Source organism: Aurantimonas endophytica (assembly GCF_014196845.1).
GTDB classification, from domain to species: Bacteria; Pseudomonadota; Alphaproteobacteria; order Rhizobiales; family Rhizobiaceae; genus Aurantimonas; species Aurantimonas endophytica.
This window is the reverse complement of the sequence record NZ_JACIEM010000002.1, coordinates 634,223-660,811: the sequence shown is the minus strand read 5'-3', so window position 1 is coordinate 660,811 and position 26,589 is coordinate 634,223. Positions and strand designations below refer to the sequence as shown.

Below are 26,589 nucleotides of genomic sequence, written 5' to 3'. Positions count from 1 at the left end.
CCCCGGTCTGCGACAGGATTGGCTTTCGGGTGGCCCTGCGGCGGGACGATTGCATGCGCTGGAAGAAGACTGCCTCGATGATCGAGGTCCATGCCGAGGGCGAAGTCGGGCGGGTCGTCACCTCCGGCGTGCTCGATGTTCCGGGCGCAACGATGCTCGACAAGATGCTGCACATCAACGAGGTCGACGGCAGCCTGCGGCGGTTCTTCTGCTTCGAGCCGCGCGGCTACGCCCAGATGAGCACCAACCTGCTGTTCCCGCCGACGCGCCCCGATGCCGACGCCGCCTTCCTCATCCTGCAGCCCGACCGGGCGCATGCCATGTCCGGCTCCAACAGCATCTGCGTCGTCACCGCCCTTCTGGAAACCGGAATCCTGCCGATACACGAGCCGCAGACGGTGGTGCGGCTGGAAACCCCGGCGGGCATCGTCAAGGCCGTGGCGCAATGCACCGACGGCAAATGCGTTTCCGTCTCGCTCGACATGTCGCCGAGCTTCGTCGACCGGCTGGATGCGGTTGTCGAGGTCGAGGGGCTCGGACCGGTGACGGTCGACATCGCCTTTGGCGGGGTGTTCTACGCGCTGATCGACCCGGCGCAGTTCGGCATGGCGATCGACCCGGCGGCGGCCCGCACGCTTGCCGACATCGCCAGCCGGGTGCATCGCGCCGTCGATGCGCAGCTCGACGTGCAGCATCCGACGACCAAGGGCCTCGGCGGCATTTCCTACACGATGTTCGTCGACCGCGACGCGCGCGGCGATCTGCGCGGCGCCACCGTGCTGCCGCCCGGCCGCTTTGACCGCTCGCCCTGCGGGACGGGCAACTCCGCCCGGCTCGCCTGCATGGTCGCGCGGGGCGAGGCGGCGGTCGGCGACCGCTTCGAGGCGCGCTCAATCATCGGCAGCAAGTTCGATGTCGGCATCTTTGGCGAGACCAAAGTCGGCGACCGGCCGGCGATCCTGCCGCGCATCACCGGCCGCGGCTGGATCCACGGCTTCCACCAGATCGGGCTCGATCCGTCGGATCCGTTCCCGGAAGGCTACGCCGTCGCCGATTGCTGGGGCGACGGCATGGACCTGCTCAAGTGACAACCGGCGACGGGGTCGCGATTGTCGGCGCCGGCATCGTCGGCACTGCCCTCGCCTTTCGTCTGGCCGAGCGCGGCGAGGCGGTGACGCTGTTCGACGCCGGCGCCCCGGGCACGCTCGGGCCGTCGCGCGGCAATGCCGGCCATATCGCGGCCTCCGACATCTTCCCCTTGAGCCATCCCGGCATCGCCCTTGAAGCCTTGGGCATGTTGGCGAACCCGAACGGCCCGCTGAAGATCGATCCGCGATACCTGCCGACGCTGGCCCCATGGCTTGCGACCTTTCTGCGGACCGGATCGGGAGAGCGTTTCGAGGCTGCGACTCGGGCGATCAGCCTCCTGTGTGATGGCACGGTCGCGGCGACCGAGAGGCTGTTCGCCGATGCCGGGATCGCCAACTGCCTTCGCCGCGTCCCGGCACTCTACGTCTACGACAGCGCCGGCTCCCTGGACGCTGCCGGTGCCGGTTGGCGACGCAAGGCCGCCGCCGGGCATCCGTCGACGCTTGTGGACCAGGACCAGCTTCGCGAGCTCGAGCCCGCCCTATCGCACGCCTTCGCGGGCGGCGTACTGTCGCATCACTGGGGACAGGTGAGCGATCCGAAAGCGGTGGTGGACGGGCTGTACGATGCCGCCCGCGGCCACGGCGCGGCGTTCCGCCAGGCAAGGGTCGAGGCGATCGTGCCGTCGGAGACGGGTGTGACGGTGCGCGAGGAAGGGCGGGACCAGAGGTTCGCCCGCGTCGTCGTCGCCGCCGGCGTCAGGTCCGGCGACTTTGCCGCCCGGCTCGGGGAGAAGCTCCCGGTGACGGCCGAGGGCGGCTACAACGTCACCTATCCCTCGCCCTTCATCGCCGTGAATCATCCGCTGGTCTTCGCCGATCACGGCATGGTCTCGACCTCGCTCCGCCCCGGCCTGCGGATCGGCGGCTGGGCGGAATATGCCGGTCCGGATGCCTCGTTCCGACCCGCCTATCACGACCGCATCGCGCGCATCGCGAAGCGGTTCTTTCCGCGGCTCGATCAACGCGACCAGATCCGCTGGGCCGGCAGGCGTCCATCCATGCCTGATTCGACGCCGGTGATCTCGCGCTCGACGGTCGATCCCCGCCTCTTCTACGCCACGGGACATGGTCACTACGGCCTGACCTGGTCAGCGCGGACCGCCGAGATCATGACGGCGCTGATGGACGGCGACGAGGCCGCCGCCGCGCCGTTCTCGATCCGGCGCTTCAACCGATGAGCGACGTGGCGATGCTTCCCCGCCCGATCCGGGCAGTTACGGCTTTTGCCTGCCCTGTCGCCGCGCCGAGCTCGAGCCCGCGCCCGGCGCACCCGATCCCCAACCGACACGACTGGCTGGAAACATGACCATCACCAATATCGCCATCGCCGGCTCCGGCATCATCGGCAGCTCCTGGGCGATCGTCTACGCTCGCTCCGGGCTCGACGTCGCGGTCTACGATCGCAACCCGGAGAACCGGTCGGGCCTGATGGCGAAGATCAGCAAGGCGCTCGACCAGTCCAGCGCGCTCTTCGCGGCCGGCGAGACGACCGCCGACGTGCTGGCCCGGATCACGGTGCAAGACAGCCTTGAAGCCGCGCTCGCCGGCGCCGACTTCGTCCATGAATGCATCGAGGAAAAGCTCGAGAGCAAGAAGACGATCTTCGCCGAATTCGACCGGCTGACCGGTCCCGGGACTATCCTCGCGACGACCACGTCGAGCTTTCCCGTGTCGCAGTTCGCCAGCGACCTCGCCTGCCGGGAGCGCTGCATCGTCGTGCATCCGGCGACCCCGCCGCACCTCCTGCCGGTCACCGAGATCTGCCCCGCCCCCTTCACCGGACCGGACGTCTTCGACGCGACCTTCCGCTTCATGGAACGCTGCGGCCAGACGCCCATCCACATCCGCAAGGAAATCCCGAGCTTCGTCTTGAACCGCATGCAGGCGGCGCTTCTCGTCGAGATGTTCCGATGCCTAAACGAAGGGCTCGTCTCGCCCGCCGACGTCGACAAGATCATCAGCCAGGGCTTCGGCCTGCGCTGGGCTTTCCTTGGGCCGTTCGAGGGCGTCGACCTCAACTCCGCCGGCGGCATCCGGCAGTACCTGGAAAATTTCGGCTTCCTGTTCAACAACATGGCCAACGAGTTGGGCTTTGAGGACGTGGTGACGCCGCAGTCGATCGCGCTGCTCGAAGATTATACGCGCGCCAAGATCCCGCTGGACTCGCTGGGCGAGAAGGTCGCCTGGCGCGACCAGTCGATCATCGCGCTGCGCCGCCTGAAGGAGGAGCGGGGCACGGTGGACCGGACGTGACGCCGGAGCGCAGAACGTTGTCCGGCGAGACACCGACGGACAGCACCGAGCGGCATGTCGGGCTGATCGGCTATGGCGCCGCCGGGCGGGCCTGCGCTGCCCTGCTTCTCGCCGACCCGCGCTATCGCCTGACGGTGCTGACGAGGTCGCCGCCTGGGGAGCCGCTGCCGGACCGGCTGTCCGTCGTTGCGTCGCTCGATGTGCTGATCGCCGCCTGCCCGCGGATCATCGTGGAGGCCGCGTCGGCCGAGGCCTTTGCGTCGCTGGTGCCGGCGTGCCTGCGCGCCGGGATCGACGTGGTCGCCGCCTCGATCGGCGCCCTGCAGTCGCAGGAGACCGGGGACGCCGTCGTCGCGGCCTGCAGGGAAGGCCATTCGCGGCTCGTCCTGCCGTCCGGCGCCGTCGGCGGCCTCGACTATATCGCGGCAGCCGCGCTCGCCGGCGACATTGCCGTCACCTACACCTCCCGCAAGCCGCCGGCCGCCTGGACGGCGGAACTGACGGAAGCGGGCCTTGCCGAAGCAGCACGCTCAGAGCCCGTGACCTTGTTCGAGGGCAGCGCTCCGGAAGCGGCAAAGCTCTACCCGCGCAACCTCAATGCCGGGCTGACCGTGGCGCTGGCTGCCGGCATCGATCGGACGCGGGTCAGGGTGGTCGCGGACCCGTCCGTGAGCACGAACACGCACGAGATCGAGGTCACCGGCGCGGCCGGCGACGCTTATCTGCGCTTCGCCAACAAGCCCTCGCCGGACAACCCCAAGACCTCGATGATCACCGCGCTCAGCCTCGCCTCGGCGGTGCAGAAGCGGCTCGACCCGATGCAGTAGGAATACTGCTTTCCGTCGGCGAAGTGGCTTTTCCATTCACGGTCGGTTGCTCTGCGAGCGTTGCTTACCCCCTCTGCCTGCCGGCATCTCCCCCACAAGGGGGGAGATCGACTATCTCGGGGCGCCTGTTTCAAGATCGCAGGGCCTCGCCGCTTCGATCTCCCCCCTTGTGGGGGAGTTGGGCGGCAGCCCAGAGGGGGGGCCGGCCACCGCACTTTGACGCAATCGTCTCGAAGTGGCGCAGAACGCCGTTCCGCCAGCCGGACCTCCCGCTTCCCGCTTCACGTCCTCGCGCCATATGGCAAGGCTTATCAGGCGCCGGCTATCACGCGGGCGAAGACAACCGTGGAGTGCGCATGCCGATCCGCCGATACCTCCTGCCCGTCGTGGGGCGCAGCGCGGTCGGCTGGGATCGCTTTCGCCGGCGGACAAGGCTGCGGCTGGGGCTGACCACCCCGCCGATCCTGCTGCCCTATCGCGGCATTGCGACCAATGGCCGGGTCGGCTTCGAAGGGCGGGTGATCGAGGACGAAGGCGTGGTCGGGGCGCCGCCCAGCGCGTCGCGATGGACGAATCTCTGGCGCACCTATCGGCGCTACCAGACCGAAAAGGTCCACGAGGCCCACGTCCAATGGACGCTGGGCGCCCATGCCGGGACCGCGCGCACCGATCGCGAGGGCTTCTTCCGCGTCGAGACGATGATCGACGAGAGCCATCTCTCCAGCCCCTGGACGGCCGCCGCGCTGCGTCTGGAGCACGCGCCGGGCTACCGCTTCGAGGAGCGCGAGGCACAGGCAAAGATCCGGGTCGTGTCGGCCAAGGCGGATTTCGGCATCATCTCCGACATCGACGACACGATCGTCGAGACCGGCGCACGCCGGCTCATCCAGCACTGGCGGACCGTGGCGCTGAATTCGGCGGAGGGCCGCATCGCCTTTCCCGGCATTGCCTGCCTCTACCAGGCCTTCGCCGCCGGCGAGGACGGGCCGGAGACCAATCCGGTGTTCTACATCTCGTCCAGCCCCTGGAACCTCCACGATCTGTTCGAGGAGTTCATGCGGCTCTGCGACATCCCGCACGGGCCGATGTTCCTCAAGGATTTCGGTCTGAACAAGACCCAGTGGCTGACCGGCAGCCACGCGACCCACAAGCTCGGCGCCGCGGACCGCATCCTCGCGGCCTATCCGCATCTGAACTTCGTGCTGTTCGGCGATACCGGCCAGAGCGACGCCACGATCTATGCCGAGCTGGTTGCACGCCATCCCGGCCGGATCCATTCGGTGCATCTGCGCGACGTCACGCCGAAGGGCTTCAAGCCCCGCGTCCGGCGCGCCATCGCCGCGATGGAGGAAGCCGGCATCCCCGTGACGTCGAGCCCGACGCTCAGGGAGGCGGCGGAGATCGCCGAGCGCGACGGGCTCGTGGCGGCGGGAACGGTCGACAAGATGAAGGCCGCGGTGGCCAGGGACCGCCGCAACCTCGAATCCTGGGCAGGTCCGATGCCGTTTCGCGACACGGCCACGCATGGTCCGGACCAAGACGGCGAGAACCGTGCGTAGCGGCGGAGTCGGTGGCCTGCGCAATTGCCCGAGCCCGAGAAACAGGCAGCCTCAGCGACCAGCCTGCGCCTGGAGCCGCGCGTAAAGCGCCTGATACCGTCGGCCCATGGCCTCTGCCGTGAACAGATCGAGGTAGCGCCGCCGGCCGGCTTCGCCCCATTGTCGCGCGCGCTCGGGTGATGCCAGCATCTCGTTCATCGCCGCCGCCAGCGCCCGCGCGTCATTCGGCGGCACGACCAGCCCGGTTTCGCCGTGCAGATTGACGTAGCTCGTGCCGGTATCGAGTTCGGTCGAGATCATCGGCCGGCCGAACATCTCGGCCTCGACGAGCGCCAGTCCGAAAGCCTCCGATCGTTCGGTGGATGGAAAGACGAAGGCGCTGCAGCGTCGCATCAGCGCGACTTTCTCGCGGTCCGGCAGGGCACCGACGAACCGCACATTGGCCAGCCCCTCGGCACTGACGCGCTTCCGAAGATGGTCTTCCAGGGGCCCGGCACCCAGGATGACGATGTCGCAGGGCACCAGTGGTGCGGCGTCGAGCAGCACGTCGACGCCCTTGTAGTAACGCAGCACGCCGGCGAACAGGAAGAACGGCCGCTCCGCCTCCACGCAGACCGGCAACGTTTCCTCGGCGTCCACCGCCGCGTCCTCCAGCCCGATCGGGATGATCTCGACCTTGTCGCGGTGGCGCGCCAGGACCGGGCTCGACGCTGCATAGTTCGGCGAGGTGGCGACCAGCGCGTCGACGCTGCCGAGGAAGCGCTGCATCAGCGGCGCGTAGACCTGCTTCAGGGCCCGCTGCTTGATGATGTCGGAATGATAGGTGACGACGCTCGGCTTGCCGTGCCGCACGAGGAAATGCGCCGCGTCCATGTACGGCCATGGGAAATGGTAGTGGACGATGTCGGCTTTGGCAGCCTCCCGCGCGAACTGGCCCAGCGCCCCCAGGGACAGGCCGGTCGAGGCGACATCGAGGTCGAGCCGCGCCTTCACCGCGCGATGGCCGTGGAACTCCACGCTGCGCTCCCGCGGCTTCCGGCTGAGCGACAGGACGGTTGTCTCGATACCCATTCCGGACGTCGAGCGGGCAATCGCATCGATCGTGCGCTCGATCCCCCCGAACGTATCGGGCCAATAGGTCTTGAAGAAATGCAGGACCCGCATCAGGCGGCTGCCGGCCAGCCGGTGACGAGATACTTGCTCGCTTCCGTAGCCTGCCGGCTCCCGCTCATGTCGGATCGCGGCTTCGTGAGCCGCGCGAGGTCCGAGCGAGAATGATGCATGTCATTCTTCTGGCTGTAAAATTGAGTCAATGATCTTCCGGCCGTAAACCCTTGATCCCTCGTCCGTCAGATGAACCACATCGAAGTGAAGAGGCTTTTCCCCACGCTGCAGTTCGCACTTCATCGCCGGACACATGGTGCGCAGGGCTGAAAGATATTCCCCACCATCGCTTTCATAGAATTTTTCCATAAATTCATCAGCAATAATAGACTCCCTATTCAACTCGCCTAAGGAAGAAGTATCTCGATTTTCTTTTTCTATTCGGGACGCGAGTATGATGGGAACCGGCCTGTTAAAGTAGGGAACTGGTCCGAGCACGACGACCCGGATGCCTGCTTCAGTCAATCTGTCGACTGACGCATCAAGCAGCGCCAAGAGCCCCGCGTCGGATATGAGATCGCCTCCCATGACGACGATCGAGGGCGGGTTCGCTAGAAAATATGCAAGCGCGAAGTCGTTAAGCGCCCTACAGTTCGGGCGACCGACGTTGTCATAGCCAACGAGTGGAATGCACCCGGAGCCCGTGATCTGGCCGAACGTCAATTTCCGTTCATCCAATTCGGACTCCATGCCCAAGTACAACTGAGCGATATGGCTGCTTCCCCAAATTACCACATCCAGTTGCACCTCGGGTAAGCAGGTCTTCCAATCGAGTTGTGAGACGTCCTGCTCGGGGCGGAGGAAGCAGGTACCCTCCCGAAAAACCGATTGATAATCGTATCCGAGGTATGAAAGCATCTTCTGGGTGCTGCCCTGAACCCGGCCCGGAAATCCGTCCGCCGCCTGGATAAAGAGACCGACAGCAACGAGGGCCGTTAGTGCTGCCCCAGAGCCGGGCATGACGTACTTTCGCGAAACGACGGGCACACCGTGTCGGAATGGCTGCTCCACAAATCTGTACGAGAGCCATGCGAGAGCGGTCGACGCCAGACAGCCGCCGATGAGAAATACCAGAGGATCAATGTCCGGCATGACCATCTTTGAGAAAACGACGATCGGCCAGTGGACCAGATAGAGCGAATACGAAATGGCACCCCAGAAGAGCATGGGGCTGGAGCCGAGCATTCTGGCGGGCGCCGTGGTGACCCGCTCGCCTCCCCATATGATGGCCGCGGCGCCAAGGCAGGGGATCAGCGCAGTGACTCCGGGAAATGGCACCGAACTATCGATGAAAACCATGCCTCCGAGGATGACAGAAACCCCCGCAATTACGGCGCCCGCCGCGGTCCTCCGATCAGATGAAAACGGAAAGCCGGGAAGGGCGAGCACGGAGCCGATGAGAATTTCGAACGCTCTGAACGGCAGTAGGTAGAAGGCGGCGGCAGGATCAACACTTAGCATCCATTCCGCTGCGATCAGTGACAGCGCGCCCAACAACAGGACGGCAGCGGGCATCAGGCGAGGCGAGAACCTGTAGCAACAGATCGCGAGAAGCGGAAACAGAATGTAAAACTGCTCTTCGACACCCAGCGACCAATAATGCAGCAGCGGGATTTCTTCGGCTGCCGGAGCAAAATAGTCAGAAGCGGAATAAAAATAGGCGTTCGCAAGAAAAAATGCGGAATAGACAAGGGATTTGGCGAATTCCACAAGCTGATTGGGGAAAAGGATAAGGGCCGCAAGGATTGTCGTCGCGAGGCTGACCGCCAAAAATGCAGGAATGATACGCCGCGCGCGACGCACATAGAAGTCGGCTATGGAGAAGGTCCCGTTATCCAACTCCCGGTAAATGGACTTAGAGATCAGGAACCCCGAGATCACGAAGAAGACGTCGACTCCGATGAACCCCCCCGGCAGCCACTTCGCTCCGAAATGGTAGACTACCACGCCGAGGACTGCGATTGCGCGGAGACCATCAATGTGGGGCCGGTAGCGCGGGCCGTGGTGAGTTTTAGGTGGCAAGTGTCTCTATCCAGTTTTCCCGCCTGCAGGCTGCCGACGGCTTCTAGACACCGGAACCGAAGATTGAAAGACCACACGGGCGCAACTGCGCTGCCGCGAGCGACATGCCTGCTTTCGTCCATGAGTCAGGCGTACGACTATAGCGCCCTAGGCCGGGCCGATGAGACCAGTGACAGTGGAAGACTCGTCTGGGTTTTCCCGCCTCAAGGCCTCGCAGGGTGTGGCACAGGTGCCCTTTTCACGGCTGATGGCTGTCTGTAGGACACTGCAGATTGGCAAATCACGCCCCAAGCCCGCTCTTGGCACACGGCGTGCGCATCCTTGCAAGTATCGGATCCATCCAGCCCATGACGGACATGCTACCGTTCGAGACCGTCCTTCGGGGAAAGAAGATCTTCGTCACCGGTCATAGCGGCTTCACCGGAAGCTGGCTGTCGACCTGGTTCGATCATATCGGCGTCGAGCAGTACGGCTATTCGCTGGCGCCCGACCAGACGCCGGCTCTGGCCGACCTGCTGGGCGTCGCGGACATGGTGCCGTCGGAGACGGCGGACATCATGAACTACGATCGTCTCGCCGCCGCGATCACGCGGTTCCAACCGGACGTGATCATCCATCTGGCCGCGCAGCCGCTCGTCCGGCGGTCCTATCGCGAGCCGCTGCGGACCTTCGCGGTCAACGCGCTCGGTACCGCGCATGTACTGGAAGCAGCGCGCCACACGCCGAGCGTGCGCGGCGTCGTCTGCATCACCACCGACAAGGTCTACGAGAATCGCGAATGGGACTGGGCCTATCGCGAGAACGATCCGATCGGCGGCAAGGACCCCTACAGCGCCTCAAAGGCCGCGGCGGAAATGGTGATCAAGGGCTACGCGAGTTCCTTCTCGGGGAACGCAGGCGGTCCCGCGATCGCGACCGCCCGGGGCGGAAACATCATCGGCGGCGGCGACTGGTCGGAAGACAGGTTGGTGCCGGATTTCGTGCGCGCCGTCGTGTCGGGCGAGCAGTTGACCCTGCGCTTTCCCGACGCCACCCGCCCCTGGCAGCATGTTCTTGCCCTGGTGCAGGGCTACGGGATGCTGGCCGCGGGTCTGCTGTCGAACGAGCCGCAGAAATATGCCCGCGCCTGGAACCTTGGTCCGCGCGAATTGCAGCAATACCCGGTGCGGCGGGTGATGGAGATCCTGGCGACGCAGTGGCAGCGGCCGGACCTCGTCTATCTCGACGCGCCGCTGCCGGAGGCCGGCGCGCTGGCGCTCGACAGCCGTCTCGCCCACGATCGGCTCGGGTGGCAGGCACCTTGGAGCGTCGAGGAGATGATCCGCCAGACGGCCGCGTGGTACCGCGCCTATTACGAGCGCGCGGCGGAGACGTCGCCTGAGCACCCGGTGTCCATGCGGGACGTCACGCTCGGTCAGATCGAGGCTTGGCGCCGGGGGCTCATGCAGGTCGAGAGGACCTGACATGCGGGTGCTGGTGACAGGAGCAACGGGTTTCGTCGGCCGCAACCTGATCGAGTCCCTGACGGCGGCCGGCGACGAGATCCATGCGGTGGTCCGCAAGGCAGACCACCGGCTCGGATGCCCGGTCACGCTGGTCGATGATTCGCTCGACGCGGCCGCCTGCGGCAAGGCGGCGCGGGACTCCGGAGCCGAAATCGTGGTGAACCTCCTGGCGGCGGGCGTCGACCCGACGGACAGGGACACCGAACGGCTCGTCGCCGCCAACGCGCTGTTTCCCGCCAGGCTGGCACGAGCCGCAGCCGACGCGGGGGTAAAGGCCTTCGTCCATCTCGGCTCCAGCGCCGAGTACGCGCCGGGGCCGGAGGGCGAGCGCCTGTCGGAAACGGCGCCGGTCGAGACCGAGCGCCTCTACGGCGCGACCAAGGCGGCCGGCTCTATCCTCGCCCGCTCGGTCGGCGAAGCCGGTTCCTTGCCGACCGCGGTCCTCCGGGCGTTCAACATGTTCGGCGCCGGCGAGAAGCCGCATCGGCTGTTCCCTGCCGTCGCCGGGCGGCTCGCGCGCGGCGAGACGGTGGATCTTTCCGCGGGGACGCAGGTCCGTGACTTTCTCTCCGTCGAGGATGCCTGCGCCGCCATCCGTCGCATGGCCGCGGCGCTGCTTGCGGGCGATGCCCGGCCCGGCATCTACAATCTGGCGAGCGGTGTTCCGCTGACGGTCGCGGCCTTCGTCTCCCAGCTTGCCGAAATCTTGGCGGCCGACCCCGCCCTCCTGCGATTTGGCGTCCTGCCGATGCGCCCCGACGAGATCCCGACCGTCGTCGGCGCGACCGAGCGCCTGGACGCGGCGATCGGACCTGCGATCCGGACGGATCTGCGCACCGCTCTCGCCGCTGCCATCGGCCGATTGAATCTGGAGCGGACGCACCATGTCGATGCCTGATGACGCTGCCAAGCCGCAGGACGATCTGCCGCTGATCTCCCTCTGCATCCCGGTCCTGAACGAGTACGACAATCTCGACCGTCTCTACGAGCGGCTCGACGCGCTCGGCGTGACCATGCGGGACCGATGCCGGCTGGAGTTCGTCTTCTCCGACAACCAGTCATCGGATCGGACCTGGGAGAAGCTGCAGGAACTGGCTGCCAAGGACGACCGCATCCGGGCGATCCGCTTCTCCAAGAATGTCGGCTTCCAGCGCTCGATCCTCGCCAACTATCTGCATGCGCGCGGCGACGCGGTGATGCAGCTCGATGCCGATTTGCAGGATCCGCCGGAGATGCTGGAGACCTTCTTCGAGCTGTGGCGAGAAGGCTACCAGGTCGTCTACGGGCTCCGGCGCAAGCGTAAGGAATCGCCGCTGCTCAACTGGTTCCGGCGCTTCGGCTACTGGACGATCAATGCCATCAGCGAGCATCCGATCCCGCCGAATGTCGGCGATTTCCGCCTGCTGGACCGCAAGGTCGTCAACGCGCTCGCCAAGTTCCGCACGCACAACCCGTATCTGCGCGGGATGATCTCCGGCATCGGCTTCCGCCAGACCGGCGTCGTCTACGACCGCGATGCGCGGGCCGCCGGCGAGAGCAAGTTCGGCATGACCCGGCTGATCAGGCTCGGCGTGACGGCGGTGTTCAACCATTCCACCGTTCCGCTGAGGATGGCGACGATCCTCGGCATCGCGATGATCGGCGTCAGCGTGCTCGGCACGATCTACTTCATCGTCCTGCGGCTGATGGAATCCGACCTGCCGCGGGGTGTGGCGAGCATCCACGTCCTCGTGCTATTCGGCATCGGCTTGCAATCATTGCTTCTCGGCATGATCGGCGAGTACATCCTGCGCATCTACGTGATGCTGCGGGCTGAGCCGCTGGCGATCATCGACCAGACTATCAATATCGGCGAGCCCGACCTCAAACTCTGACGGACGACCCATGAAGCTTGTCATCCTTGCCGGAGGCCTCGGCACCCGCATCGCCGAGGAATCGGAAACCAAGCCAAAGCCGATGGTGGAAGTCGGCGGCCGGCCGCTGCTCTGGCACATCATGAAGAGCTACGCCCATCACGGGATCACCGAATTCGTGATCTGCCTCGGCTACAAGGGCTACGTGATCAAGGAGTTCTTCATGAACTACCAGCGGCATCTCTCCGATGTCGAGATCAACCTGAAGGACGGCACCCACCGCATCCTGCAGAGCCAGGCCGAGGACTGGAAAGTGACGCTGATCGACACCGGCGAGAACACCATGACTGGCGGCCGGCTGAAGCGCGTCGCGCCCTATGTCGGCGACGGCACTTTCTGCATGACCTATGGCGACGGGCTGGCCGACCTGGACGTCACGGCCGAGCTTGCCTTCCATCGCAGCCACGGCAAGCTGGCGACCGTCGCCGCCGTCCAGCCGCCCGGCCGCTTCGGCGTGCTGGCGGTCGACGATGCCGGGCACGTCTCCTCGTTCCAGGAGAAGCCCAGCGACGAGATCGGCTGGATCAACGGCGGATTCTTCGTGCTCGAGCCGAAGGTTCTCGACTATGTCGCCGGAGACGCGACGTCGTTCGAGCAGGAGCCGTTGAAGACCCTGGCCAGCGACGGGCAGCTGTCGGCCTTCGAGCACACCGGCTTCTGGCAGCCCTGCGACACGCTGCGCGACAAGCGCGAGCTCGAGAAGCTCTGGGCCGCCGGCGCCCCCTGGCGCGTATGGGATCGCGTCTAGTCGATGCGTATCCGACAGGCCCTGGCTGACGGAAGGCTCTGGACCTTCATCAAGTTCTGCATCGTCGGCGGCCTGTCGGCCCTCCTTTGGCTCTCCGCCTCCACCTATCTGCTCGCCGCGACACAAATGTCCGCGACAGCAATTAACATAATCTCCTATTCGATATGCATTCCCTTCAATTTCCTCTTACATCGAATTTTCACGTATCATTCTTTTGCACCTGTTGTTGCACAGTTTTTTAAATACATTGTCGCCCATACTTTTAATATTGTTTTTTCAAGCATCTGTATATTATTAATAGAATTGTTTGTTGATCACGTAGGCTTGCACCACATGGTATTTGTTATAGCTATAACAACAGTCAGTCAGTTCATAATACTGAGTAAACTGGTGTACTCGCGCGAAAGAGGGTTGCAGTGATTTCGCATCCCAGTCGGCGATCCTACGTATTGGGGCTGCTGGGCGCCGCTCTGGGCGCCTGCATCGTAGCTTGGATGATATTCCCCACCGACATGCTGCTGGGGAAGCGCGCCTACTGGGACGCGATCGGCGGGGACAATGCCACCGGCTTGATCGGCTTTTACGCCCTTGCGCAGGATGCCTGGGACTGGCCCCTGCTGCACACCGCTTCCATCCACCCACCGGAGGGTGTCAACATATATTTCACCGATCCGGTGCCCATAGCAGCTCTTCTTGGTAAGCTGTTTTACCAGGCTACCGGCATCCTGTTCCCCTACATGGGGACTTGGATCTTGCTCTGCTATGTCCTCAATTCGGTCATTGCCTACGCTATCCTAAGGCACCTCAAGGTCCCGACAGCCGCATCGGCAGTCGCCTCCCTCCTCCTTATCTTGCTTCCTGCGTTCCTATGGCGCCATCAGCATATCGGACTGATCGCGCAGTTTACGATCATGCTGTCAATTCTCGGGTATGTGCGCTTCACGTCAGTGTCCTCGCGGCGCGAGATTGCGTTGTGGACCGGGGGTACCGGCTTCCTGGTATTTCTAAACCCGTATCTTCTGGCGATGTCATCGGCAGTGATCCTGGCGGGTTTGCTGGACGCCTGGCACCGTCGGCGTATCTCCATCACACACGCTGCGCTTTCTCTTAGTCTCCTCGCAGTGACGGCACTCGCGTCCGCTTTTGCCTGCGGCTTGATCGGGGACGGCTCAGATCTGCCGGAGGCCGGCGGATTCGGCATCTATTCGATGAATCTGCTGTCGCCGATCATGCCGCAGTTCAGCAGCTTTTCGGCAGGACGGAGTTTCCTCGATGCCACCGGCGGCCAGTACGAAGGATTCAATTATCTCGGCGCCGGGGTAATCTCGCTCACAGTCCTCGCAGTGGTCTTTGGCGGACGCCGAATTTCGCGGGCGCTCATCGAGCGGCCTTTCCTAAGTGTGATGGCAGTCCTACTAGTCTTTTACGCGGCGTCGAACGTTATTTACGTCGGGACCACCGAACTCGTCACTCTACCGTACAACGATCTCCCGTTCATCGGCAGGATCACCAGCACGTTTCGCGCAAGTGGCAGATTCTTCTGGCCGATAGGGTTTCTCATCGTCATCGGTGCGGTCTGGGCGCTCTCCCGTTCCCGCTTACGACCCATGCTGACAGCCTTGGTAACCCTGGCTGTCTGCCTACAGCTTTACGATCTCGTCCCTTATTTCTCCTATCTGAAAGACACAACGCGCCATCCGGCAGCTAGTTTTGCCGACCTACCGGTTGGGGAAGCCATTGCCGAAGCCGACGAGGTGGTGTTTCATCCCGGATTCTTCTGCGGTGCGCGCGATGATTTCAACAGAATACTTGAGCTTCAACTTATTGCCGCGAGGTTAGATAGACCCTTTAATGGCGCCTACATCAATCGTGGTGATCCGCAGTGTGCGAGGCACGATGAGCTGTTCCAGACGGATCCGCTGCTGCGATCTGGAAGCCGGAACCCGCTGCTGGTTCTGATGAAGGGAAGCCTGTCGGCGTCAAGCGCAGTCACGGCAGCGGGTTCGGCACTTGAGTGCCACGAAACCGCGTACGCCTACTTTTGCAGTCGAAAGCTGTCCAATCCGGCAGTGGCGAAGCTGGGGCCTGTGCTAACTGCTCCGCAAGCACCGCTCGGGGTCGAAATAGACCCGAACGAAACCGGCGCGCCGATGTTCGCCCGCGGTTGGGATTCGCCGTCGCCCTCGGCGACGCATCGATGGGGTATCGGCAGCGTCGCGACACTTGCGGCGTCACTGTCACATCCAGTTTGTGATGCGTTTTACCTCAGCGCCAATGCCGTCGCTTTCACCCATGCTGACTATGCGATGGATCGTGCTGTCCTTACCTTGAACGGCGGGACCCCTCAGGAGGTGGTGCTTGATACCGACGGAGCAGTTCCTCTGGTCGTACGGTTCCCATTGGAACACTGTATCGATTCCGTGCAACTGCAATTTGACTTCGGCAACCCGAAATCTCCGGCAGATTTGGGTATCAACTCGGACCCGCGTCGGATGACTTGGGGACTCGCGTCGTTCCGCCTCGATTCGAATGAGACATTTGGAAAAATCTCCCACGTACTTCCTCTGGACAGCGGGCGCTTCCTTCTCTCGGATGGAGACTGGGCAGTGTCGGGCTGGTCCGTGTTGGAACCAGCCCACCGGTGGAGCGAAGGCACAGAAAGCGTAATTCGTCTGGACCTTGAGGAACCGACCTCCGGCCCGCGTTGCCTTTTCGTCGACGGCTTCTCTCTCGGTATGCAGACGATTACGGCGTCGACACCCGAAGCCCCGCCGTCGACAACGGATCTGAATGGGCGCGGTGTGCTGGAGATCCCGCTAGGCACGCAGTCCGGATCCGTCGAGGTCACGCTGCGTTATTCCGATCCCCATTGGCCCGGGCCCGGCGATCCACGTGACCTTGCGTTCGCCGTCGAAAACATGCGCATCGAAAGCTGCAGCCATTGATGCCAGCAAGGTCGGACCATACTCCGTCCGAAATGCCCTCCAGTCCCTCGGGAGAGAACGTGTGAACGAGCCCACCGAAAAACCGAACTCCGAGTTCGACAGCTATCGGACTTCCTACGCAAACGTCGTGAACGATTCCATCGCGTTCACAGGTCTTTCGGTTGATTTCTTCGTGCAGGCGAAGGCAGAGCGCCTTCTCGATGTCGCCGCGGAGAAGCTGGGACGACCGGCGACGGAGTTGTCATTTCTCGACGTCGGTTGCGGCGTCGGGACGTATCACCCCTTACTCGCCGGACGTGTCCGCTCCGTCACGGGTGTGGACCCTTCTTCCGAATGTATCGAAGAAGCGCGCCTGAAGAACCCGTGGGTGGATTATTCGGTGTCGACCGGGACCACGCTCCCGTTCCAGACTGGTCAGTTCGATGTCACCTACGCCATCTGCGTGATGCATCACGTACCGGTCGTCCAATGGGAACTCTTCGTATCCGAGATGGCCAGAGTCACGAAGCACGGAGGCATCGTAGTTCTGTTTGAGCATAATCCGTACAATCCGCTCACCCGACGAGCTGTATCGACGTGCCCCTTCGACGCCGACGCCGTCCTGCTGTCAAAACGGAAGGCAGAGCAATACCTGCGCAATAGCGGCCTTAACGAAGTAACCGGCCGCTACATCTTGAGCATTCCATCCAAGATAGGGGCGCTAAGAAAACTTGACGATGCTTTGGGTTTCGCGCCAACGGGCGCTCAGTATTACGTGGTGGGAACCGCGTAATACGCCCGGCGACAGGCAGTCGAGGTGCCGGCCGATCGACGACATCCACACCGCAGCACGACGCTAGGGATAGCCTCCCCCCTCCCGGCAACTACCCAGTACCAGCACCGCCGCAGGGAGGGTGCCCGGCCAAGAATCTCGGTGCCGGCCGCGGATCGGCCGACCAAATGAGCGGGTTGCAGTCGCTCCCGTCTGCCCATCAGAGTGCGGTGACCAAACTCCCGTCCCAAAACGCACAGCCTTCCTGCATAATTGTGATGTCCAGGCTCATGCCCTGGCCGAGGCGCGCCTCGGGGGGGAGCTGGACGGCGAGAAAGGCGGTCTCGCCGGGGGTGAGGACGAACGGAATCAGCGAGCGCGAGGCGTTGTCGGCGAGGGCGCCGCCAGCACGCAGGCGTGCGGCGACCTTGACGCCGAGGCGGCCGGTTTCATCGCCCGCGCTCGACCAGACCTGGTCGGAGAGGTTCGTCAGGGCGACGACGATCCGCAGGCCGTCGCCCCCCGGCCCGGGCGCGACGTCTTCCACGATCTTGAGAGCGAACTGGCGCTCGTCCTCGCCGATCTCCCGCGACATCGCGGTCACGCCGATATCGGTGATCGGCCGGTAGGCCGCGCCCTCCGGCGGCTCGTAGGTCAGATACCAGTTGCCATCGACGACGACCGCCTCCAACTCCGCGGCGCTCTCGGCCCAGCCGGGCCATTTCGGCCGCGGACCGTCCGTTGAGACACCGCCGTTGGCGCTGTGCGCGATGAAGCGCCGGAGTGCCTGATGAAGCGCCGCGGGCGAGCCGACCTCGAAGAACGCGGCCTCGCCCACACCGCCCGCGACTTCGCGGAAGACCGGTATGTCGCTGGCGATCACCGGCTTGCCGAAATGCGCCGCCTCGACGATGGGCAGGCCGAAGCCTTCGGCATGCGATGCCGCGACCAGCGCGTCGGCCTCGCCATAGAGGCGCACGAGCGCGGCATCGTCGACGCCCTTGTGCCAGATCAGGCGCCGGCCGAGTTCGGGGCTCTCGCGGATTCGGCGGAGCAGCGGCTCGACGCCCCAGCCGGGCTTTCCGACGATGACCAGGCGGGCGTCCGAGCCCTCGGCCCAGAGCCGCTCGAAGGCGTCGAGCGCGACCCGGTATCCCTTGCGCGGCTCGAGCGTCCCGACCATCAGGAAGACCGGCGCCTTTTCCGCATCGTCGCCAGCCGGAGCGGGCGCAGTGGCGGCATCGTCGGCGAAGTCGGCGCCCAGCCGCCAGTAGCCGATCTTCATCGGATGCGGGTAGTCGATGGCGCGCAGCAGCGCGTGGAACTCGTCCGCGACGGCGCGGGAGATACAGACGAAGCCGGTGGAGAACCGGAGGGCCAATCGGATCCAGCTGGCGAAAGCAGGGGGCATGCCGCTGTCGCAGAAGGCCGGGGTCCGCAGCGGCACCAAATCGTAGAGGCACGTGATGATTTCGGCGCCGCGAAGTCTGGCAGAAAGGAAGAAGGGGGCCTGCCCCTTTTCAAATGTCCAAGAGCTGTCGAGCATCAGGATCTTGTCGCCCGGGCGAGGATGCAGGCGCTCGGCGACGGCCTTGTCGGGAGGAAAATCGATGACGCCATAGGCGTCGTACCAACCGTCAGGTCCGTCGCAGTAGGAAAGTACGCGTGGGGGCTCGGTCGCGGTCGGCTCGGCGAACATCCGGTGGCAGATCTTGTTGACCACCCGCTGGATACCGGTCTTCCGGTCGGACTGCATGGTCGAGGTGGCATCAACGATCAGGCGGCCCGGCTCGGTTACCGGTTCGGACAGGGCGAAGGTCGTTGCTGCGACCTCGCGGTCGGTTTCCAGCACAGACGATTGCTTCGCGTAAGCCGGCAGTGCGGCCTTCCCGACGGGCGGCGACGCTGCGTCCCCTGCGGACGTCGATACCGCCTGGAGGTGTTCCCGCAATGCGGTAACGACCATATCGGCCGTCCATGTCCAGTTGAAGCGCTGCGCCCGAGCGGCCGCAGATTCGATGATCTCGGATCGGAATTGCGAGTCCGTAAGCGCCCGCGTCATCACCCGCGCCAGTTCGACGGCCGAGCAGGGGTCGAATAGCAGTCGGTCGTCCCCGACGACCTCGGGCAACGCACCGGCACGCGCCGCGGCGACGGGCGTGCCGCAAACCATGGCCTCCAGTGCGGTCAGGCCGAAGCCCTCCATGAACGACGGCTGCACCAGCAGGCTGGCACCCCGATAGAGCCGCACAAGGTCAGCCTCTGAAACGTGACGATGGCAGACCAGCCGGTCGGTGCGGAGCCCGTGGGACCGCCAGCGCTGCTTGATCTCGGCCAAGGCGGCGTCGGGATAATCCCCGGCCAAGATCAGCCGAAAACGGTCTCGCAACGAGACATCGAGAAGTGCGAAAGCCTCCGGCAAAAGGCCGACATTCTTCCGCCAGTCCAGGCCGCCGACATAGAGAACGTACGGCATGCTGGGCGTGTTGCTCTCGGCCTCTGCGTCTTCCGCGAGCGCCCGGCCGAATACATCCGAGATACCTGCAGAAATGTTTACTGCCGTGACGTCCCCAAGAATATCCAGCAGCTCTCCGCGGGAAAACTCGGAGATGCAGAGATTCAGGTCGAAAAGCCTGTGCGCCTCCAACCGCCTTGAATAGGCCCGCTCATGCGTGGCAGCGGGAAGATAATGCTTGGGAAACCGGAGAGGGATCGCGTCGTAGAAGATCGAGGCGAAGGGCACGTTGCATCCCGGCAGTTTCAGCAGCGGGTTTGCCGCGTCCACCATTCCCTCGAACGGACTCGTCGAGATAGCAAAATCAGGTGCCAGCGCATCGACGTGATGAACGATCGCTGCCTCGCTCAGACGGCGCTGATCCTTGTAGCCGTCGAATATCTCGCCGTTGTCACGAACGCTGTGCCAGACATGGATGTTCTGGGGTTGGAACCACGCCCGCACCGCCTCGCGCGCCGAGATCGCCGCGACCGGCATCGCGGCGTTGAAGGAGATCAGCATCTCGACATTGCCGTGGTTCTCGGCAATCGCTTTAATCAGCTCTAAGGCGTAGCGCCCTATGCCTCTGCGCTTACTGGCAGTCTGAAGGCACTGCCCGTCGAACCAGAGACGCATGTCAGCGATCCGCCCTTGGTGCAGAGGGCCTGATCGCGAGCAGGGTTGCCCATTTTTTCTGCATCGACGGTTCGGGCTCCAAATACCATTGCCGTCCCGTCAATACGTCAAGTTCCGATTGCGGGTCGGATGTTTGGGCGGCAAAGCGGTAGAGTATGGCTTGTGCCGGCGGCACAAGCTTCGTTAACGTGATGACGACCTGTTTCGCGCGGGGGCGCTCCCGCAGATAGGCGGCGCTTGCGCGAGCAAAACGCCCTGCCAAGCGCCTCGGCCGCGAGCCCGGCTTGAGCAGCAGCCACGCAGAGGCGCCTTGGATTAGCCAGGCCGCAGAGGACTGCCCCCTGCCGGAAGATCTCAACCGCCCAAGTTCGGATTGTGTGAGTTCGAGTTCCGCAATTTTTTGCTTCTTCTCTGCAATTTCCGCCGCCAATGCGCTGCTCAAACGCTCCACAGTAGTCAACGTACTTCGGTACGTAGCCTCATGCTCGGCGAGCTTCTGAGACTTCTGCGCGATCTCAGTTGCCAACGCTTCACTCTGTCGCTCCATGACGCGGGTCGCCGCCTGCAGAGAAGCCAACTGCTCGTCTCGCTGTCGAACCTCGTCTGCCGTGGCATCCAGACGAATCTGCAGGCGGCTATTGTCCTGCTCCGAATGGAGCAACTGCAGACTCAACTGATGGAAATACTGACGGGACGCGCCCAGAATAAACCGATCAAAGACGTTGGGGCCAGGGCCGAAGCAGTCGGCCAACTCCGAGTGGCTGCTGTGGACGTAAAATCGATTCAACCCGTCGAAATAAACGAAGATATAACCCAAGTCGAGCACGACGGGATCCCACATGTGGTGATCCTGTATTTGCGAGTTGGGAACGGTGCTCTCGACCACGAGTATCCATGGGCGGACGTTGGAAGGATGCCAGCTATTGATGACGTCCGCTTCCATGCCCTCGACGTCGATCTTCAACCAGTGGATGTCACGATCCCAATAGCGCTCCAATAAGCTAGCGAGACGAATGGAACTCTTTTCACTTCTATTTATAGTCCATCCGGCGTCCCGGTACTTATTGGCAAGCGCTTCACTACCTGTACTCAGGCCGCTGGTACCGATTTCAAAGAACGTGGAGACTCCTTCCTCGGCGCCCACGAGAGCCTCAATGATCTCCTCATCCGGACGAGCACTGCGCAACTTAAGTGCGTATTCCTCGGACGGTTCGACATGTATGCCGCGCCATCCCTGTTCGTAGAATAAGAGACTGACCGAGTCGTCAGAGGGATCCTGAGCTCCGATATCGATGTAGAAGCCGCTATCGACATGCTTTAGAGCGCGCCAAAGAATGACGTCTTCAAAGTTTTGCGCGTTTGAGATCAACATTGTCAGATTACTCCGAACAGCGAAGACGCCGCCCTGTTCCTGCTGAGCGGCGGAAGCTCGATGCTCTCATCGTCCTTCAAGAAGCTCCAGACGATAAGCCCGTCTCCGCTGAAGGATTCCTCGACCGAGTGCTCGACGAGGGCCCGTCCCCCCATCTGCTTCAATGCGTCGAGGCAGATCGGGTGGGTGTCTCCGCGGCCGGTGATCGCCGCGTGATGCGTCGATACCACGAGGAAGCGAACACGTTGCGCGGCCACCGCGTCTCGCATTGATCGAACGAAGTCCGCCTCCGCGCCTTGCGCGTCGATGTGCAGAATTTCGATGGGTCGTCCCCCCGCACGGTCGAGTAGCCCGGCCATGTCGAGCATCGGCATCGAGCGCAACGTCCCGTCGCTTTCGCAAGGGATGTCGACAGACGCCGCCCTCCGGTCGCCGATCGCGGCCTGATGAAAGCTTGCTCGGTCAGAGAGACCATTCAGAGCTGCGTTGCGCGACCCGACGGCCATATTGTTCGGATCAGGTTCGACGCACAAGACTTCCGATCCTGGCACCTCGGTCAGAAACCAAAGAGAATAATAGGCCCAGAAGGCACCAAGCTCCGCCATGAGCGAGCCATGCCGTACGTAGCGCAGCAGCGCATGAAAGGCTGCCTCCTCCTGCGGCTCGTGGTGACCGCGAAGACCGCGGATGATCTGCGCCATCCAATCTCCGTGATAGCCGCCGGCGACGACCCGTAGCCCGTTATGCATCACCTGACAGTCGTCGCCCTCGATAGCGAAGATCTTTCCGGCATCAGCCACCTTCGGGATAGCTTCGCAGTCACGACAACTCAGGGTCATGTTCGTTCGTTCGATAATGCTCATCATGCGATTGCTCGCCGCACGGTGAAGGAATGCTCGAGAGCAGTCGTGCCGACAAACCCGAAACGCCCGACATTGATCACGTCAAACACGATGAGATTGTCCTGCCATTCGTAGTTGACGTTGAGGTGGTCTGGCCCGTCCGTCAGGGCGCAGGCAATGCCGTAGGACCCCGGCCCGAGGCTGCAGACGAACTCAACTTCGTAGTCGACCTTTTCTCCGGCAGCGAGTTCCAACTCGATCTGCTCGGAATAATGCGTGTTGGCACCCCAGACGACGTGACCTGTCCGGTCGCGGATCAGCACACCGAGTACAAGACGCGGCACTGCACTGTTCGCCGCAGCTTCGATCCGGATTTTAAGTCTCTGCCCAACGACGGCTGCGCCGACGATCTCGCCCGAAACCGCATCGACCAAGTTAGCGTCGCGGATAGTCGCTCCCGTGTTGCCACTCTTGGTATGCAGCCAGCCCTGCTGATCGCGGCGTTGCTCGACAGTCAGGTCGGCATTTTCCTTGGCCGCCACCAGCGCGTTGTAGAAATCCACCACCTCGTCGGGCGCGCCGTCCTTCAGAACCTTGCCCTTGTCGAGGAGGATGACGCGGTCGGCCAGCGCCCGTACGTCGCCCATCGCGTGCGAGACGATGACGATCGAGGTGCCCTGCTCCCGGAACTGGCGGATGCGGTCGAAGCTCTTGTGCTGGAAGTAGCTGTCGCCCACTGACAGCACCTCGTCGACGATCAGGAGGTCGGGCCGCCGGGCGGTGGCGAGGGCAAAGGCGAGGCGCGCCTGCATTCCGCTCGAATAGACCCGGAACGGCTGGTCGAAGAATGCGCCGATCTCGGCGAAGCTTTCGATCTGCGGCATGAGCGTCGCCAATTCGGCCTGGGAAATGCCCATCAGGCCACCGGCGTGGAACGCGTTCTCGCGGCCGGTGAACTCCGGATTGAAGCCGAGACCGAGCTCGAGGATCGCGCTGACCGAGCCGGCAACGGCAACCGAGCCGGTGCTGGGGCGCACCGTGCCGGTGATCAGCTTCAGCAGCGACGACTTGCCGGCGCCGTTCTGGCCGATCAGCGCGATGGACTCCCCGCGCCGCACCTGGAAGCTGATGTCGCTGACGGCCCAGAACTCCGCCGACGGCTTGATCCCCGCGCCGAACCAGTTGGCGAAACGCTGCAGGTTGGAGGCGTAGGTCGTGTAGCGCTTGCCGACATGCACGACGTCGAGGAGAATGTCGCTCATAGCGCGTCCACCAGTTCGGGGCTGGCGCGGCGGAACACCACGAAGGACAGGACCACCGCGACGGCGGCGGCCACCGCCGGATAGACGAGGCTGGCGGGATCCGGCCAGAGATCGTGCAGCAACGCGTTCTGATAGATCTGCACCAGCGGCACCATCGGATTGAGTTCGGCCACCCAGCGCAGATTCTCAGGGATCACGTTCGCGGGGTAGACGACCGGGGTCATCCAGAACCACAGCTGCAGCACGACGGACATGACCTGCGCGACATCACGGGAAAAGACGTTGAGCGTCCCGCACAGGACGCCGATGCCGAAAGCGAAGGCCGAGATCAGCATGATCCCGAGCGGCAGGACCAGCACGGCCGGGCCCGGGAAATGCCCGAGAAAGGCGAAGACCACCAGGATGGCCGCGATCAGCAGCACGTGGTTGACCAGCGCGCTGCCCCACACGACGACCGGCAGGCAGAGGCGCGGGAAGGCGATCTTCTTCATCGCTCCCGCCTGCTCCAGAAAGATCGTGATCGAGCGGTTGAGTATCTCGGCGAACAGGCTCCAGGCGGCCATGCCCGAGAGCAGATAGATCGCATAGGCGGAGTCGTTGTCGGTGTTCGGCAGACGCGCGCCAAGGACTTCCGAGAGAACGATGGCGAAGATCAGGGCCTGCGCCAGGGGATGCAGCACGAACCACAGCGCGCCGAGCTTGGAGCGCGCGAACCGCCCCTTCAGGTCGCTGCGGATCGACGACGCTATGAAGTAGCGGTAACGCCAGAGACTGGTGAGCATGCGGCGTCCTTAGATGAATCGCGCGGGGAGCCGAACGCGATCGGCATTGCCGTTCCGGTGCCCCGGCGCCGGTCTCTTGCAATGGGAACATGGTCTGCGCATGGCAGGATCAGCCATGCCCGCGCCAGAAGTCGAGGACGTCGCGGAGTGTGTCCTCGAAAGCGATCTCTGGCCGCCATCCCAGATCGGAAGCGACTTTCCGGGCGTCGCCCTCGGCCCGGGGGACCAGATTGGGGCGAAGCCGATCCGGGTCGACTCGGACCTCCACCCCCATCCCCGACAGCTCGATCAGCTTCGCGAGGATGTCGCCGATCCGCCACGCCTTGCCAGAGGCGAGATTGTAGACGCTGGCCGGGCCCGTCGGGGCAAACGGGTCCAGGGCGGCGGCGGCATAGGCCCGCACCACGTCCCGGGCGTCGAGAAAGTCCCGGTCGACGTCGAGATTGCCCACCGAGATCACCGGTTCCTGGTCGCCGGCCATGATCGCGGCGATCTGGCGCGCGAAAGCCGACACGACATAGGTATCGGCCTGCCCCGGCGCGGTGTGGTTGAAGGGCCTAAAACGGACGGCCTTGAGGCGCTCATGGGCCATCTGCCCGATCATCAGGTCGGCCGCGGCCTTGGTCGCGCCATAGACGCTGGTCGGCTGCAGCGGCGCCGCCTCGCTGATCGGTCCCTCGACCGCCAGGAACGAGTCGCCGTAGGCCTCCGAACTGCCGACATTGATGAAACGAGCCTCCGGCGCGTGCCGCAGCACCGCCTCGGCGAGGTTCATGGCGCCGTAGAGATTGACCTCCCAGGCCCGGCGCGGCGAACGATGCGCTTCCGCCGGCGCGGCGATCGCCGCCAGATGCACCACCGCGGTAGGCCGGGCCGCCTGAACCGCGCGATCGGCAGCCTCGCTATCGCTGATGTCGAAGGCTTCGCCCTCGGCAGCGCCGTAGATCGCCACCGATGATGCGCCGTCGCCGCGGATCGCCTCGAGATGGCGCACGAGCAGCGTACCGACGAACCCGCCGGCGCCGGTGATCAGGACTCGATGCTGAGGATCCATCACGCTATCGCTCTTTTTCGGTAGAGATCGCCGGTAGCGGTCGCACCCGGCGCGCCGGCTGCTCCACTCAGCGGCTCAGGCGCTTCAGATCGGCATCGACCATCTCGACGATCATCTCTTCCAGCGAGATCTCCGCCTCCCAGCCGAAGGCCACCTTTGCCTTGGCTGGGTTGCCGAGCAGGACGTCGACCTCGGCGGGGCGGAACAATGCCGGATCGATGACGAGATGGTCGTCGATCGACAAGCCTGCATGCTCGAAGGCGATGCGGCACATGTCGCGAACGGTGGTCGTGCGGCCGGTCGCGATGACATAGTCGTCCGCCACGTCCTGTTGCAGCATCAGCCACATGGCCCGGACATAGTCCTTCGAATGGCCCCAGTCGCGCTTGGCGTCGATATTGCCGAGGCGCAGTTCCTTGGCCATGCCGAGCTTGATACGGGCGACGGCGTCGGTGACCTTGCGGGTGACGAACTCGATGCCGCGCAGCGGCGATTCGTGGTTGAACAGGATGCCGCTCGAAGCGTGCATGCCGTAGCTCTCGCGGTAGTTGACGGTCAGCCAGTGGCCGTAGAGCTTCGCCACGGCATAGGGCGAACGCGGATAGAACGGCGTCGTCTCGGACTGCATCGGCTCCTGGATCAGGCCGTACATTTCCGACGAAGACGCCTGGTAGAAGCGCGCTTCAGGCCGCTCGAGCCGCACCGCCTCCAGCATGTTGGTGACGCCGAGGCCGGTCACCTGGCCGGTGAGGATCGGCTGCTGCCAGGAGGATTTGACGAAGGACTGCGCGCCCAGATTGTAGACCTCGTCCGGCACGACGTCGCGCATCACCCGGATGATCCCGGACAGATCCAGCAGATTGCCGTCGTGGATACGCACGTCCTTGTCGACGCCGAGCCACTTCAGGCGCACGTCGTTGACGTCGGCCGTGCTCGAGCGGCGAACCAGGCCGTGGACCTCGTAGCCCTTCTCGAGCAGCAGCTGCGATAGGTATGCCCCGTCCTGGCCGGTGATGCCGGTAATGAGCGCGCGTTTCGTCATAGCGATCTACTATCCCGTTCGTCGTACGTTGCCATGCCGATCCTGGCGCCTAGCGAGTGCTGGCTTTAACCATCTCGCCGGTTCGAGGCAAGACGAGAGGGGTTCGGCGATGGCCGCCGCCCTCGCGACCACCGCAAAACGTCTCCTCGACCCTGCCGAGCGGCGATCGTTCCAATGCTGTAACCGTTAGCGTTGCCGCGCCGGTCTTCAGACGCGCGCGCCGTTATCGCTTTGCCAACCGTGGCGCCCAGGCGCGACGATCGGCAT

At 63.9% G+C, this 26,589-nt stretch carries 21 protein-coding genes; 12 read left to right on the top strand and 9 right to left on the bottom strand.

Annotated elements, in window-relative coordinates; genetic code table 11:
* The first annotated feature begins 53 nt into the window (after positions 1-53).
* The 5 genes from GGR03_RS10665 (at position 54) to GGR03_RS10645 (ending at position 5,790) form a co-directional block, all read left to right on the top strand.
* Complete coding sequence (locus GGR03_RS10665; RefSeq protein WP_183207768.1) at positions 54-1,088, top strand: proline racemase family protein; 1,035 nt, start codon at positions 54-56, stop codon at positions 1,086-1,088.
* The gene (locus tag GGR03_RS10660; RefSeq protein WP_183207766.1) at positions 1,085-2,329 is read left to right on the top strand and encodes an FAD-dependent oxidoreductase; all 1,245 of its coding nucleotides are present in this window, start codon (positions 1,085-1,087) and stop codon (positions 2,327-2,329) included. Before GGR03_RS10665 ends, GGR03_RS10660 begins: the two co-directional genes overlap by 4 nt.
* A 124-nt stretch (positions 2,330-2,453) precedes the next feature.
* Complete coding sequence (locus tag GGR03_RS10655) at positions 2,454-3,404, top strand: 3-hydroxyacyl-CoA dehydrogenase (protein WP_183207764.1); 951 nt, start codon at positions 2,454-2,456, stop codon at positions 3,402-3,404.
* A 17-nt stretch (positions 3,405-3,421) separates the two neighbouring features.
* On the top strand, positions 3,422-4,231 hold the full coding sequence (locus tag GGR03_RS10650) for an aspartate dehydrogenase (RefSeq protein WP_183207762.1): 810 nt from the start codon (positions 3,422-3,424) through the stop codon (positions 4,229-4,231).
* Between the two features lie 356 nt (positions 4,232-4,587).
* The gene (locus GGR03_RS10645; RefSeq protein WP_183207760.1) at positions 4,588-5,790 is read left to right on the top strand and encodes an App1 family protein phosphatidate phosphatase; all 1,203 of its coding nucleotides are present in this window, start codon (positions 4,588-4,590) and stop codon (positions 5,788-5,790) included.
* 51 nt (positions 5,791-5,841) lie between these two features.
* Here GGR03_RS10645 and GGR03_RS10640 read toward each other — a convergent pair whose 3' ends face one another.
* Positions 5,842-6,954 (bottom strand): glycosyltransferase, encoded by a 1,113-nt coding sequence (locus GGR03_RS10640; protein WP_183207758.1) that lies wholly within the window; start codon positions 6,952-6,954, stop codon positions 5,842-5,844.
* A 120-nt stretch (positions 6,955-7,074) separates the two neighbouring features.
* Complete coding sequence (locus tag GGR03_RS10635; RefSeq protein WP_246367799.1) at positions 7,075-8,976, bottom strand: acyltransferase family protein; 1,902 nt, start codon at positions 8,974-8,976, stop codon at positions 7,075-7,077.
* A gap of 347 nt (positions 8,977-9,323) precedes the next feature.
* Here GGR03_RS10635 and rfbG point away from each other — a divergent pair, with 347 nt between their 5' ends.
* The 7 genes from rfbG (at position 9,324) to GGR03_RS10600 (ending at position 16,859) form a co-directional block, all read left to right on the top strand.
* On the top strand, positions 9,324-10,439 hold the full coding sequence (gene rfbG, locus GGR03_RS10630) for a CDP-glucose 4,6-dehydratase (protein ID WP_183207754.1): 1,116 nt from the start codon (positions 9,324-9,326) through the stop codon (positions 10,437-10,439).
* Position 10,440: 1 nt separating this feature from the next.
* Positions 10,441-11,379: an NAD-dependent epimerase/dehydratase family protein gene (locus GGR03_RS10625; RefSeq protein ID WP_183207753.1), complete on the top strand. Its 939-nt coding sequence runs from the start codon at positions 10,441-10,443 to the stop codon at positions 11,377-11,379.
* Positions 11,366-12,355, top strand: a complete 990-nt coding sequence (locus GGR03_RS10620) for a glycosyltransferase family 2 protein (protein WP_210292078.1) — start codon at positions 11,366-11,368, stop codon at positions 12,353-12,355. Before GGR03_RS10625 ends, GGR03_RS10620 begins: the two co-directional genes overlap by 14 nt.
* A gap of 10 nt (positions 12,356-12,365) precedes the next feature.
* Positions 12,366-13,142, top strand: coding sequence for a glucose-1-phosphate cytidylyltransferase (gene rfbF / locus GGR03_RS10615; protein ID WP_183207750.1), 777 nt, complete (start codon positions 12,366-12,368; stop codon positions 13,140-13,142).
* Between the two features lie 3 nt (positions 13,143-13,145).
* Complete coding sequence (locus GGR03_RS24890) at positions 13,146-13,562, top strand: GtrA family protein (protein ID WP_183207747.1); 417 nt, start codon at positions 13,146-13,148, stop codon at positions 13,560-13,562.
* On the top strand, positions 13,559-16,087 hold the full coding sequence (locus GGR03_RS10605; protein ID WP_183207745.1) for a DUF6311 domain-containing protein: 2,529 nt from the start codon (positions 13,559-13,561) through the stop codon (positions 16,085-16,087). The genes GGR03_RS24890 and GGR03_RS10605 overlap by 4 nt, the downstream gene beginning before the upstream one ends.
* A gap of 61 nt (positions 16,088-16,148) precedes the next feature.
* Positions 16,149-16,859 carry a methyltransferase domain-containing protein gene (locus GGR03_RS10600; protein WP_183207743.1) on the top strand — a complete coding sequence of 237 codons (711 nt, stop codon included), beginning with the start codon at positions 16,149-16,151 and terminating at the stop codon, positions 16,857-16,859.
* 199 nt (positions 16,860-17,058) lie between these two features.
* On the opposite strand, the gene GGR03_RS10595 is transcribed toward GGR03_RS10600, so the two are convergent.
* The 7 genes from GGR03_RS10595 to gmd all read right to left on the bottom strand — a co-directional run bounded on the left by GGR03_RS10595 (position 17,059) and on the right by gmd (position 26,322).
* Entirely contained in the window at positions 17,059-19,968 is a 2,910-nt protein-coding gene (locus GGR03_RS10595; RefSeq protein WP_183207741.1) for a glycosyltransferase family 4 protein, read from the bottom strand.
* A gap of 1 nt (position 19,969) precedes the next feature.
* Positions 19,970-21,340 (bottom strand): FkbM family methyltransferase, encoded by a 1,371-nt coding sequence (locus GGR03_RS10590; RefSeq protein WP_183207739.1) that lies wholly within the window; start codon positions 21,338-21,340, stop codon positions 19,970-19,972.
* A 2-nt stretch (positions 21,341-21,342) separates the two neighbouring features.
* Positions 21,343-22,206: an FkbM family methyltransferase gene (locus GGR03_RS10585; protein ID WP_183207737.1), complete on the bottom strand. Its 864-nt coding sequence runs from the start codon at positions 22,204-22,206 to the stop codon at positions 21,343-21,345.
* Positions 22,203-23,444 (bottom strand): ABC transporter ATP-binding protein, encoded by a 1,242-nt coding sequence (locus GGR03_RS10580; protein WP_183207735.1) that lies wholly within the window; start codon positions 23,442-23,444, stop codon positions 22,203-22,205. Before GGR03_RS10580 ends, GGR03_RS10585 begins: the two co-directional genes overlap by 4 nt.
* Positions 23,441-24,226, bottom strand: coding sequence for an ABC transporter permease (locus GGR03_RS10575; protein ID WP_183207734.1), 786 nt, complete (start codon positions 24,224-24,226; stop codon positions 23,441-23,443). Before GGR03_RS10575 ends, GGR03_RS10580 begins: the two co-directional genes overlap by 4 nt.
* A 109-nt stretch (positions 24,227-24,335) precedes the next feature.
* Positions 24,336-25,280 carry a GDP-mannose 4,6-dehydratase gene (locus tag GGR03_RS10570; protein WP_183207732.1) on the bottom strand — a complete coding sequence of 315 codons (945 nt, stop codon included), beginning with the start codon at positions 25,278-25,280 and terminating at the stop codon, positions 24,336-24,338.
* A gap of 67 nt (positions 25,281-25,347) precedes the next feature.
* A complete protein-coding gene (gene gmd / locus GGR03_RS10565; protein WP_183207730.1) occupies positions 25,348-26,322 on the bottom strand; it encodes a GDP-mannose 4,6-dehydratase in 975 nt (324 codons plus the stop codon).
* Between the last annotated feature and the right edge of the window lie 267 nt (positions 26,323-26,589).

Excerpts from the sequence above, each read along its gene's own strand:
- gmd (WP_183207730.1), bottom strand. The coding sequence starts at position 26,322 with ATGACGAAACGCGCGCTCATTACCGGCATCACCGGCCAGGACGGGGCA.
- GGR03_RS10640 (WP_183207758.1), bottom strand. The coding sequence starts at position 6,954 with ATGCGGGTCCTGCATTTCTTCAAGACCTATTGGCCCGATACGTTCGGG.
- GGR03_RS10625 (WP_183207753.1), top strand. The coding sequence starts at position 10,441 with ATGCGGGTGCTGGTGACAGGAGCAACGGGTTTCGTCGGCCGCAACCTG.
- GGR03_RS10585 (WP_183207737.1), bottom strand. The coding sequence starts at position 22,206 with ATGATGAGCATTATCGAACGAACGAACATGACCCTGAGTTGTCGTGAC.
- GGR03_RS10580 (WP_183207735.1), bottom strand. The coding sequence starts at position 23,444 with ATGAGCGACATTCTCCTCGACGTCGTGCATGTCGGCAAGCGCTACACG.
- GGR03_RS24890 (WP_183207747.1), top strand. The coding sequence starts at position 13,146 with ATGCGTATCCGACAGGCCCTGGCTGACGGAAGGCTCTGGACCTTCATC.
- GGR03_RS10570 (WP_183207732.1), bottom strand. The coding sequence starts at position 25,280 with ATGGATCCTCAGCATCGAGTCCTGATCACCGGCGCCGGCGGGTTCGTC.
- rfbF (WP_183207750.1), top strand. The coding sequence starts at position 12,366 with ATGAAGCTTGTCATCCTTGCCGGAGGCCTCGGCACCCGCATCGCCGAG.
- GGR03_RS10595 (WP_183207741.1), bottom strand. The coding sequence starts at position 19,968 with ATGCGTCTCTGGTTCGACGGGCAGTGCCTTCAGACTGCCAGTAAGCGC.
- GGR03_RS10665 (WP_183207768.1), top strand. The coding sequence starts at position 54 with ATGCGCTGGAAGAAGACTGCCTCGATGATCGAGGTCCATGCCGAGGGC.
- rfbG (WP_183207754.1), top strand. The coding sequence starts at position 9,324 with ATGACGGACATGCTACCGTTCGAGACCGTCCTTCGGGGAAAGAAGATC.
- GGR03_RS10575 (WP_183207734.1), bottom strand. The coding sequence starts at position 24,226 with ATGCTCACCAGTCTCTGGCGTTACCGCTACTTCATAGCGTCGTCGATC.
- GGR03_RS10645 (WP_183207760.1), top strand. The coding sequence starts at position 4,588 with ATGCCGATCCGCCGATACCTCCTGCCCGTCGTGGGGCGCAGCGCGGTC.
- GGR03_RS10590 (WP_183207739.1), bottom strand. The coding sequence starts at position 21,340 with ATGTTGATCTCAAACGCGCAAAACTTTGAAGACGTCATTCTTTGGCGC.
- GGR03_RS10655 (WP_183207764.1), top strand. The coding sequence starts at position 2,454 with ATGACCATCACCAATATCGCCATCGCCGGCTCCGGCATCATCGGCAGC.
- GGR03_RS10620 (WP_210292078.1), top strand. The coding sequence starts at position 11,366 with ATGTCGATGCCTGATGACGCTGCCAAGCCGCAGGACGATCTGCCGCTG.